Genomic DNA, 10,726 nt, shown 5'->3' on the forward strand with positions numbered 1-10,726 from the left:
GACCAGCGCGCTTCGGCGGCGCGCGGCGATGCCGACCGCGCCGAGGGCATGCTGGTGGCGATCGCGGCGCGGCGCGCGCTCGATCGCGGGCTGGCGCTGGGCTATCTCGAGACGATGCTCCGCCAGCATTTCGGCGCGAGCGAGCCGCAGGCGGTCGCGATGGTGATCGGCGCCGCGCAGAAGCCGGTGACGCTGATCCAGTTGCAGGACGGGCTGGCCGCGCTGGCCCCGACGCTGGAGGCGCCCGGCGCGGGCAGCGGCTTCTGGAGCGGCCTCAAGCGCGAGCTCGGCGGGCTGTTGGTGATCCGCCGCGCCGATCAGCCCTCGACGCTGCCGAGCGACCGGCAGGCGCGCGCGGTGCATGCGCTGGAGCAGGGGCAGGCGGATATCGCGCTGACCGAGGTCGCGCGAATGCCGGGATCGGCGCGCGCCGCCGGCTGGACGGCGCAGGCGCGGCGCTACGTGCTGGCGCGCAATGCGCTCGACCGGATCGAGGCGGCGGCGTTGCTCAGGCCCGCGCCCGCGCCCGTGACGACGAGCGGCGGATCAGCCGATCAGGATATCGCGCGCCCGATCCCATAGCTCCGGGGTGGCGGCGGCGATCAGGCCGCGCCCGTCCTCACCGAGACGATAGGGCGCGCCATCGAAGCGCGAGATCCGGCCGCCCGCCTCGGTGAGGAACAGCGCGCCGGGCGCATGATCCCAGGGCAGCGCGCGCCAGTAGAGCGCGATATCGTTCTCGCCGGTGACGAGGCGCGGGTATTGCGCGCCGGCGCAGCGCGGCACCGGAACCTCGATCAGCCGATCGGGGATGCGGCCGGCGATATCGGCGCGGACGTCGATCGGCAGATAGGTGAGCGCCAGCGCGGCGGTGGGCGGCTCGGTGCCGCTCGTCTTGGCGGTGATGCGCGCGCCATCGATGAAGGCGCCGCCGCCGCGATGCGCGTGGCACATGCGGCCCGTCGCGGGATCGAGGATCCAGCCGCCCTGCGTCTCGCCCTCCTCGACCAGCGCGACCATGATCGCGAAGGGGGTGATGCCCTCGGCGTAATTGGAGGTGCCGTCGATCGGATCGACGATCCAGGCGGTGCCCTGGTCGATCCCGTCCAGCAGCGCGGCATCGGCGGCGACCGCTTCCTCGCCGATCACGCGCGATCCCGGGAGGAGCGCGAGCAATGCCTCGGTCAGCGCGTCCTCCGACGCGCGATCGGCGACGGTGACGACGTCGCCGGGGCCCTTCTCCATGATCTGATCGGGCGCGAGCGCGCGGAACGAGGGCATGACGATCTCGCGCCCGACGCGGACCATCAGTCGCTCGACCGCGCCGTGAAGGGGGTGAACGCCCACGATCAGCTCCGATAATCGGCGTTGATCGCGATATAGCCGTGCGTGAGATCGCAGGTCCACACCGTCGCGCGGCCGTCTCCCAGCCCGAGATCGACGCCGATCTCGACCTCGCGCCCCTTGAGGTGCGCGGCGACCGGAGCTTCGTCATAGCCCTCGACCGCCAGCCCGCCCTCGGCGACCTGAGTCGCGCCGAAGCGGATCGCCAGCCTGTCGCGCTCGGCGGGCTCGCCCGCCTTGCCGACGGCCATGACGACCCGCCCCCAATTGGCGTCCTCGCCCGCGATCGCGGTCTTCACCAGCGGCGAGTTGGCGATCGACAGCGCGATGCGCCGCGCGCTAGAATCGGTCTCGGCGCCCTCGACCGTGATCGTGATGAACTTGCTCGCGCCTTCGCCGTCGCGGATCACGAGGTGCGCGAGCTGGCGGCAGAGATCGATGAGCGCCGCCTGGAAGGCATCGGCTCCGGCATCGTCGATCGCGCCGAGCGCGGTATTGCCCGCCTTGCCAGTCGCGAAGGCGAGTACGGTGTCCGAGGTCGAGGTGTCGCCGTCGACCGTGATGCACGAGAAGGTCTTGGCATTGGCCTCGTCGAGCATGCGCTGGAGCAGGCCGGGTTCGATCGCGGCATCGGTGAAGACGAAGCCGAGCATCGTCGCCATATCGGGCGCGATCATGCCGGAGCCCTTGACGATGCCCGCCAGCGTCACGGTGCGGCCGTCGACGATCGCCGTCGTCACCGCGCCCTTGGGAAAGGTATCGGTGGTCGAGATCGCCTGCGCGGCTGCGCGCCAGTCCGCTTCGGGCGCGGTGAGTGCAGCGTCGATCCCGGCCTCGGCCTTGTCGATCGGCAGCGGCACGCCGATCACGCCGGTCGAGGCGACGAACACGTCCGAAGGCCGGCAGCCCATCGCGCCCGCGACGCGCGCGGCGATCGCCTCGACCGCGGCGCGGCCGCGATGGCCCGTGAAGGCGTTGGAATTGCCCGCGTTGACCACCAGCGCGCGGGCGCGGCCCAGAGTCAGCGCGGCGCGGCACCATTCGACTTCGGGCGAAGGGCACCGGCTGCGCGTGGTGACGCCCGCGACGACCGTCCCCTCGTCGAGCGCCGCGAAGGTGAGGTCGGCGCGCTCCCAGGCCTTGTAGCCCGCGCGCGACACGGCGAGGCGGACACCGGCGATCGGCGGCAGCGTGGGGAAGGGGGTGGCGAGCGGCGAGACATCTGGCATGCCGCCGCTCTACATATGACGCGGCCTTATCGCCAGCACGCGCGTTCGGGATATCGGATGCGATGAGCCGAACTTTTCTAAACCACGGTACGGATTTATGGGGGAGGCAGGAGAGGGTTCGTATGCGTGCCGCCTTTGCTCTGCTCGCCGGGTTTCTGCCGCTGCTCGCGCAGCCGGCGGCCGCGCAATATGCGCCACCGTCCGATTCCGCACCGCAGGCGCCCACCGCCGGCGCCGATCGGCTTGAGCAATTGCTGTGGGAGGGTGCGGCGCGCAAGAACAGTGCCGATGCCTACCAGACCTATTTGCGGCGCTATCCGGATGGCGCGCATTCGGATCAGGCGCGCGACGCGCTGAATCGCATGGGTCAGATGCCGCAAAGCTATCGGCAGCCCGCGCCGAGCCAGAGCGATGACCCGCCAGCCGATGCCTCACCGCCACCGCCTTATCCTCAGCCCGATGGGCCACCAGCCCCGCCGCCCTATCCACAGGATGCGCCGCCGCCCGCAGAGCCGCCGATGAACATGGCACCCGAAAACGTGCCGGCGCCTCCCACTCCCGCGCCGCCGATCGCCCGCCCGCCGACGGCCACAGCACCAATTGCCAGGCCGGCCGCCGCCGGCTCGCCGCTGTTTCTGTGCCGGCCCGCCTTCGCCGGCGGAGTTGCGCCGTTCGAGCAGGCGGGGGAGGCGGAGATCGGCGCCTATCTGCAGGCGCTCCGCGTCAACAGCGTCGCGGCGTATAAAATCTATCTGCAAGCCTTCCCGCGCGGCGTCTTCTCGCCCGAGGTGCGCGAGCTGATCGCCACCCGCGATGGCCGCGCCGCGGCGCTTGCCGCGACGAACGTGCCGGGACCGAGCCAGGCGCGGGCGCGCGCGCCGGTGACGATCATCGCCGGCGACTATCCCTCGCTGGCGCTCCGCGAGGCGCAGGCGGGCAGCGCGAGCGCGATCTGGGAGGTCAGCGAGGACGGCTGCGTGCAATCGTGCCGGATCGAGAGATCGAGCGGCTCTGCCGTGCTGGACGCCGCGACCTGCCGCGTGATCGGCGCGCGCGGCCGCTACGATCCCGCGCGCGATGCGGCGGGCAAGCCGATCCGCTCGATCGAGACGGGCAGCTTCACCTGGGCGCTGCCGCAGCATTGAGCGGCGGCCGGGCGGCGACCCGCTCCGTTCCTCGACTGGAATCAGGCGGCGTGGAGATCGCAGGTCGCGGCGGTGGCGGCGGGAGAGGGGTTATAGATTTGCGCGAAATCGCGTTTGTCGCGGACGATGAACGAGGCGATGTAGTGGATTTTCCGGGCGGTCATGAACAATGTGCCGAATAGCGGCTGATATTGATAATTGACCTCGACGAAGATCACCCCGGCGCCGCTCGGCGCGTTCACCATCGCGCCGGCATCGCCCATGCCGTTGGGGGTGGCGGTGCCGGCGTTGGCCTGCGTCGCGGTGGAGCCGGCGGAGGTGGGCGCGGTGCCGTAGCTCGAGTCATAGCCCGCATCGCCGCTGCCGCCACGCGCGCCGATGCAGCGCTGCCAGTGGATGCGCTGGACGGGGACGCTGTCATAGGATTGCTGGACATATTCGAGGCTGGAGATGGTGATCCGCCCGTTGGTGGTGAGCTTGATGCCCTTTCCCGCGAGCCGCGTGCCCTGGAGCACGTCGTTGAGGTCGAGCTCGCGAAGCTGGAAGGTCGCGAGCCCGTTGTTGGCGCCGACGCGCGAGCCGTTGTCGGCGAGCTGCAACGCGGCCTGGTTCACGCGCTGGTTGACGATCGCATAGTTGGAAAGCTCGGCGCCATAGCCGCCGAGCGTCAGCACCAGCGGCATGCCCAGCGCCATTTCGAGCATCGCCGTGCCGCCGGTGGCGCGGGGCAGCTTGCGCAGAGCTTGTTTGAAAACTCGCGGAAGAGCGAGTTTCAAGCGGCACCGGCCCGCGCTTAGTTGCATACTGTCTTTACCGTCGTGGTGGTCTGGGTGGCGTAGGGCTGGTTCTTGAGGATCGTGCTCGCGCTGATCGTGAGCGTCGATCCCCAGCCGAGCAGCGCGCCGAGCGGGAACAGGCGGCGATAGGTGACTGCCATCTTGTAGAGCGCGATATCGCTGGCGCCGCCCTGGCCGCTGCTGCCGGGATCGGCATCCCACTGGTTGTTGCCGTTGACGTCGCTATAGCATTCGCCGGCGTCGTGGATGCCATTGCCGTTGCCGTCGGTGAAAGGCTCGGGCGCGATCGCGCTGTACGTGTCGAAATTCTCGCGGCTCGAGACGAAGGTGGCGCCGGAGGAGATCGCCTTGATCGGCACCATCACCCTGGCGTCGATCGCGCTCGTATTCTGGGCATTTCCCTGGATCGTGGCATCGCGCCCGGCCTTCTGCACCGCGCCGGTCAGCACATCCTGCATATAGCCCTGGAAGGCGAGGTCGCCGAGCCCGAGCAGCAGGATCAGCAGCACGGGGCAGACCAGCGCGAACTCCACCACCGCACCGCCGCGCCGGTCGCGTGCGAGATGGAGTACCCGGACGATCATTTGGAGATCCGCAGCATCGCCACCTGCTTCGCGATCGCGCCGAACTTCGCCGAAAGATCGCCGCCGCTGGTGGTGTAGAGCGCCTGCGCGCTCGTCGTCGCGCATTGCTGCATCTCCGTGGTCACGCTGGGCGCGATCGAGATCGTCCAGACGCTGACGTTCATTTTCTTAGCCTTCGAACATTCGGCCAGGAAGCGCGCGTTGTGATAGGCCTTCTGGTTCGCATAGCTGCCGTTCGTCACGCGCTTGTCGAAATATTCGACGCCGTACATGCCGTAGGCCGCCAGCGACGGCGCCATGTCGCCGTCGGTCAGGAAGACGATCACGCGGTTCGGCGGCAGCCGCCCCGGCCACGATTGATTGTCCGATGCGAAGATGCCGAGGCGGGAGAGCAGCCGCACGCCCCAGATCATGCCCGTATCGTGATAGGTGCCGCCGATCGCGCGAAAATCGCTTGCGTTGACGTAGTTGGTGACGTCGGCCTGCGACATCGTCGCGACGCGGCGGATCGGTTTTCCGCAGACCGCCCAGCCGGCGCGCAGGAGATAATTCTGAATGCCGCTCTGCGCATAGTTGAAGTAGCTCAGGGCGGTGGCGATGTTCGTCGTATCGCCGTTGGAGGTCGTATTCGCGGTGCTGCCGTAGGTCGTGCTGCTGCCGTCATAGTTGCGGCCGTAGATCACCTCCGGCCACATCGGTCGCCAGCTCGTGGCGCCGGTGGCCGACGTCGCATCCGGGATCAGGTCCGGATCGAGATCGGCGGGCAGCGCATTGCTATCGAAGGTTGAGGTGCCGCCGCTGGTGTTGCGCTCCTCGAGGCAGCCCTGCCATTGCGCCGTTCCATTATCGACGCGCGACGGATCGTCGACGGAGGCGGTGGTCAGGAAATTGCTGACGTCGAAACTCACCGGCTGGTAGGTCCATACGGGGCCGTAGGTATAGGCCGTCATCGTGCAGTTCGGCGACTTGCTGGTATCATAGACCGCCTTGGTCTCGGTCGCCTGGCCGCTGCTATTGTAGGTGTACAGCGTCGAGGGATTGCGGGCGATCGCGCTGGTCGCGCAATTGGCCGAGGAACTGGCGCTCCGCGTCGTCGTGCTGCTGGAGAGAACATAGTCGCCGGTCGGCTTCCGAGATTGATAGGCCCAGGTCTTCAGCGCGTTGCCGGAGCCGCCGACCATGTAGCTCGGGCTGATGTCCATGACCGCGCGGCCGGCGTTCACCGTCGATGTATAGGTGACGAAGCCGTAGCGGATGTGGGTCGAGGCATCGGCGGTCGAGGCGAGCGTGTTGTAGAAGTTGACGACGGCGGTGCGCAGCGCGGCGATCCGCGATCCCGACTTTTCGGGCACGTAGAAGCCGATCGAGCCGGGGTAGCCCGGCACGCTGCTGTTGACGCTGCCGCTGGAAGCGCCGAGCGCGGAATCGCCTGGGCGGCTGTATTTGACGATCGCGTTCGACGAGACCTGCTGCCCGACATAGGTGCTGCAATCGTCGTCGCTGTCCGCCGGCAGGCAGGCCATCGATCCGGTGGTATCGAGCACGAAGACGACATCGGTATCGGCGACGTCATATTGGGCCTGGCACGCCACGGTGATCGCCTTGCTGCCGATACCGAACATCGCCATGATCGTCATCGGCACGGTCGCCGTCGCGGTCCCCGAGACCTGATTGTCGCTGGTCTTGCTCGGCGTGAAGCTGACCGAGGAGACCTTGTACCAGCCCGCCTTGAAATTGTTGGTGAAGAAGGCGTTCGCCTGGGCGGTGGCGGCGGTGTCGAGCGTGCTGCTGTTCGAATCGATCATGAACTTGCGGCCCGCGAGCACGCCCGCGTCGCACGCCTGCTGCAACCGCGACTTGACCGTGTAGAGGCGGCCCATGTCGATCGCCGAGCCCGAAAGTCCGGCGAGCGGGATCATCATCGCGGCCATCATCGCGAGCGTGTTGCCGCGCTGATCCCGGCGCAGCCGCGCGAGGAATCCCGCGGCACCTCCGATCAGCCATCGCCGCCGCATACACCCAAGCCTTCGCCACCGCAGAACCGGACAAGCGCTAGGGCCAAAGTTTTAACAAAGAGATGATGGCTTCCTTTGGACGGGGTGGCGGCGGCGCGAGATAAGCGGGGATAAGTGCGGCGGCGCGCTCGCGCGGGGGCCGGGCCTGGCTTATGCGTGAGCGATGGCCGTCGCGGGATTCGTCCCTCTCCGCATATTTTCCGCCTTCACGATGCTGGAGGGCGCGATCGATCCCAAGGCGATCGTGGCGCGCGCCAGGACGCTCGGCTTCCCGGCGGCGGCGATCAGCGACCGCAATGGCCTCTACGGCGCGATGGCCTTCTGCGAGGCGGCGAAGAAAGCGGGCGTGCAGCCGATCGTCGGCACGACGCTCGCGGTGGCGCGGCCGGGCGGAGCCGAGGGCAAGGCGGCGCTGATCGACTGGCTGCCGCTCTATGCGCAGGACGCTACCGGCTACGACAATCTCTGCGCCTTGGTCTCGGCGGCGCATCTCGATCGGCCACCGCACGAGGAGGCGCATGTTTCGCTCGATGCGCTGACCGGGCGGAGCGAGGGGCTGATCGCGCTGACGGGTGCCGGCGACGGTGGGCTGGCGCGGCTGCTCGCGGGCGAGCAGCAGGGGGCCGCGGAGGCCTATCTCGATCGGCTGGAGGCGCTGTTTCCCGGGCGGCTCTATATCGAGATCGCGCGGCGCGGCGATGCGATCGAGACGCGGGCCGAGGAGGGGCTGATAGCGCTCGCCTACGCACGCGATCTGCCCCTGGTAGCGACCAACCCGGCCTGCTTCGCCGAGCCCGATTTCCACGCCGCGCACGATACGATGCTGTGCATCGCGGCATCGGCCTATCTGGAATCGAGCGAGCGCGCCTGCTCGTCGCCCGATGCGTGGATCAAGCCCGCCGACGCGATGGCGGAGCTGTTCGCCGATCTGCCCGAGGCGATCGCCAACACGCTGGTGGTGGCGCAGCGCTGCGCGGTGGCGGCGCCCTCGCGCAAGCCGATCCTGCCGAGCATCGCGGGCGATCCCGCCGCCGAGGCGGAGACGCTGCGCCGGGATGCGCGGGAAGGGCTCGCGGCGCGGCTGGCGAGGATCGCGCAGCTAAGAGGTCTCCAACCTCCGTTCGTCCCGAGCGAAGTCGAGGGACGTGTCTCGACTTCGCTCGACACGAACGGGGAGGGGAGCGCGGACCGGGAGGCGCGCGCGGACTGGCGCACGGTCTATCTCGATCGGCTCGAGTTCGAGCTCGACGTCATCATCCAGATGGGCTTTCCGGGCTATTTCCTGATCGTCGCCGATTTCATCAAATGGGCGAAGGAACAGGGCATTCCGGTGGGGCCGGGGCGCGGATCGGGCGCGGGCTCGGTCGTCGCCTGGGCGCTGACGATCACCGATCTCGATCCGATCGCGCTCGGGCTGCTGTTCGAACGCTTCCTCAATCCCGAGCGCGTGTCGATGCCAGATTTCGACATCGATTTCTGCGAAACGCGGCGCGGCGAGGTGATCAGCTACGTCCAGCGCAAATATGGCCGCCAACAGGTCGCGCAGATCATCACCTTCGGGCGGCTGAAGGCGCGCGCGGTGCTCAAGGATACCGGCCGCGTGCTCCAGATGAGCTACGGCCAGGTCGATCGCCTCGCCAAGCTGGTGCCCAACCATCCGACCGATCCCTGGACGCTGAGCCGCGCGCTCAACGGCGTCTCCGAGCTGGCGGCCGACTATAAGTCGGATGCGCAGGTGCGGCGGCTGTTCGATCTGGCGATGAAGCTGGAAGGGCTGCCGCGCCACAGCTCGACGCACGCCGCCGGCGTAGTGATCGGCGATCGCCCGCTCGATCAGCTCGTGCCGCTGTATCGCGATCCGCGCTCCGAATTTCCGGTGACTCAGTTCGACCTCAAATATGTCGAGAGCGCCGGCCTCGTGAAGTTCGATTTCCTCGGGCTCAAGACCTTGTCGGTGCTGCGCAAGGCGGTCGAGATGCTGGCGGCGCGCGGCGTGACGATCGATCTCGACACGCTGACGTGGGACGACGAGGAGACCTACCGGCTGCTCCAGCGCGGCGACACGGTCGGCGTGTTCCAGGTCGAATCCGAAGGGATGCGGCGCACGCTCTCGGCGGTGAAGCCGACGGTGTTCGAGGACATCATCGCGCTCGGCGCGCTCTACCGCCCCGGTCCGATGGACAATATTCCGATGTTCGGCCGCCGCAAGAACGGGCAGGAGGCGATCGAATATCCGCACCCGCTGCTCGAACCGATCCTGAAGGAAACCTACGGGATCTTCGTCTATCAGGAGCAGGTGATGCAGGCGGCGCAGGTGCTTGCCGGATTCAGCCTGGGCGGCGCCGATCTGCTGCGCCGCGCGATGGGCAAGAAGGTCAAGGCCGAGATGGACGCGCAGCGCGCGGGCTTCGTCGAAGGCTGTGGGACGGTCAACGGCATCGGGCGTGCGCAGGCCGGGGCCTTGTTCGACCTGATCGACAAGTTCGCGGGCTACGGCTTCAACAAGAGCCACGCCGCCGCTTATGCGCTGCTGACCTATCAGACCGCCTGGCTGAAGGCGCATCACAAGCCCGAATTCTACGCGGCATCGATGTGCTACGACATGACGCTGACCGACAAGCTCTGCATCTGGGTCGACGATATCCGCCGCTCGGGGGTGGCGCTGCGCGGGCCGGACGTGAACGCCTCGGAAGCGGAATTTTCGGTCGAGGACGGCGCGGTGCGCTACGGCCTCGGCGCGCTCAAGGGCGTCGGCGAGAAGGCGATGGAGCAGCTCGTCGTCGAGCGCGGCGCCAACGGCGCGTTCACGGGCATCGACGATTTCGCCGAGCGCGTCGATCCGCAGCTCCTCAACCGGCGCCAGCTCGAAAGCCTCGCGGCGGCGGGCGGGTTCGACGGGCTGGAGCCGGATCGCGCGGCGGTGTTCGCCGCTGCCGAGACGATCCTCGCGGAAGCCTCGAAGGCGCATGAGCAGCGCGAGACGGGGCAGGGCGGGCTGTTCGCGATGGGCGGCGGCGATGCGGGGCACGCGCATATCCGGCTGCCGCGCGATGCGCGCTGGTCGGTCGCCGAGCGGATGGGCGCGGAGAAGGAGGCGTTCGGCTTCTATTTCTCGGCGCACCCCACCGATCGCTACCGCCATGTCGCGCAGGCAGAGGGCGCGCGCAGCTTCGCGGCGGTGGCGGCGATGCCGATCCCCGAGCCCGAGCGCGACGAGAAGGGCCGGCCGACGGCGCGCGCGAGCGCGCGGATTGCCGCTTTGGTCGAGGAGGCGCGCTGGCGGACATCGGCGCGCGGCAACCGCTATCTGCTCGCCACCTGTTCGGATGCGACCGGCCAGTTCATCGTCAGCGTGTTCGACGAGGCCGCGAGCGAGGGGATGGAGAAAGCCGCGCGATCGGGCGAATGCCTGCTGCTGTCGGTGGAGCTCGATCGGCGGCCGGGCGAGGAAACGCCGCGCGTGACGGTGCGCGGATCGCGCCCGCTCGACGGCATCGCGGCGACGACGCGGCTGAGGATGGAGATCGTGATGCGCGATGCGGGCGTGCCGGCGCTGCTGGTGCCGATCCTGGCGCCGGCGCGCGGCGGGCGCGGGGAGATTGAGCTGGTCGT

At 68.6% G+C, this 10,726-nt stretch carries 7 protein-coding genes and 1 pseudogene; 3 read left to right on the forward strand and 5 right to left on the reverse strand.

The features are described from left to right. Positions 1-582, forward strand: a pseudogene (locus HUU94_RS05740) (hypothetical protein); the annotation flags it as partial. Here the strand turns inward: HUU94_RS05740 and HUU94_RS05745 are convergent. Further along, on the reverse strand, positions 547-1,347 hold the full coding sequence (locus HUU94_RS05745; RefSeq protein WP_254601990.1) for an inositol monophosphatase family protein: 801 nt from the start codon (positions 1,345-1,347) through the stop codon (positions 547-549). The pseudogene HUU94_RS05740 and the gene HUU94_RS05745 sit on opposite strands and share 36 nt — an antisense overlap. Positions 1,348-1,349: 2 nt before the next feature. After that, positions 1,350-2,573, reverse strand: a complete 1,224-nt coding sequence (gene argJ, locus HUU94_RS05750; protein WP_174274143.1) for a bifunctional glutamate N-acetyltransferase/amino-acid acetyltransferase ArgJ — start codon at positions 2,571-2,573, stop codon at positions 1,350-1,352. Positions 2,574-2,695: 122 nt separating this feature from the next. Here argJ and HUU94_RS05755 point away from each other — a divergent pair, with 122 nt between their 5' ends. Further along, the gene (locus HUU94_RS05755) at positions 2,696-3,718 is read left to right on the forward strand and encodes an energy transducer TonB (RefSeq protein WP_174274144.1); all 1,023 of its coding nucleotides are present in this window, start codon (positions 2,696-2,698) and stop codon (positions 3,716-3,718) included. Between the two features lie 41 nt (positions 3,719-3,759). Here the strand turns inward: HUU94_RS05755 and HUU94_RS05760 are convergent, their stop codons facing one another. The 3 genes from HUU94_RS05760 to HUU94_RS05770 are packed head-to-tail and all read right to left on the reverse strand — an operon-like array spanning position 3,760 to position 7,114. Continuing rightward, the gene (locus tag HUU94_RS05760) at positions 3,760-4,494 is read right to left on the reverse strand and encodes a TadE/TadG family type IV pilus assembly protein (protein WP_254601992.1); all 735 of its coding nucleotides are present in this window, start codon (positions 4,492-4,494) and stop codon (positions 3,760-3,762) included. A 17-nt stretch (positions 4,495-4,511) separates the two neighbouring features. Further along, positions 4,512-5,099: a TadE/TadG family type IV pilus assembly protein gene (locus tag HUU94_RS05765; protein WP_174274145.1), complete on the reverse strand. Its 588-nt coding sequence runs from the start codon at positions 5,097-5,099 to the stop codon at positions 4,512-4,514. Then, positions 5,096-7,114, reverse strand: coding sequence for a TadE/TadG family type IV pilus assembly protein (locus HUU94_RS05770; RefSeq protein ID WP_174274146.1), 2,019 nt, complete (start codon positions 7,112-7,114; stop codon positions 5,096-5,098). Before HUU94_RS05770 ends, HUU94_RS05765 begins: the two co-directional genes overlap by 4 nt. A 163-nt stretch (positions 7,115-7,277) precedes the next feature. Here HUU94_RS05770 and dnaE point away from each other — a divergent pair. Then, positions 7,278-10,726, forward strand: a 3,449-nt coding sequence (dnaE, locus tag HUU94_RS05775) for a DNA polymerase III subunit alpha (protein WP_174274147.1), incomplete at its 3' end; no start/stop codon positions are given.

It is taken from the genome of Sphingomonas bacterium, from assembly GCF_903644055.1.
GTDB lineage: Bacteria > Pseudomonadota > Alphaproteobacteria > Sphingomonadales > Sphingomonadaceae > Sphingomonas_I.

Bases quoted from the DNA above. Each gene is read 5' to 3' on its own strand.
- argJ (WP_174274143.1), bottom strand. From the start codon at position 2,573: ATGCCAGATGTCTCGCCGCTCGCCACCCCCTTCCCCACGCTGCCGCCG.
- HUU94_RS05755 (WP_174274144.1), top strand. From the start codon at position 2,696: ATGCGTGCCGCCTTTGCTCTGCTCGCCGGGTTTCTGCCGCTGCTCGCG.
- HUU94_RS05765 (WP_174274145.1), bottom strand. From the start codon at position 5,099: ATGATCGTCCGGGTACTCCATCTCGCACGCGACCGGCGCGGCGGTGCG.
- HUU94_RS05770 (WP_174274146.1), bottom strand. From the start codon at position 7,114: ATGCGGCGGCGATGGCTGATCGGAGGTGCCGCGGGATTCCTCGCGCGG.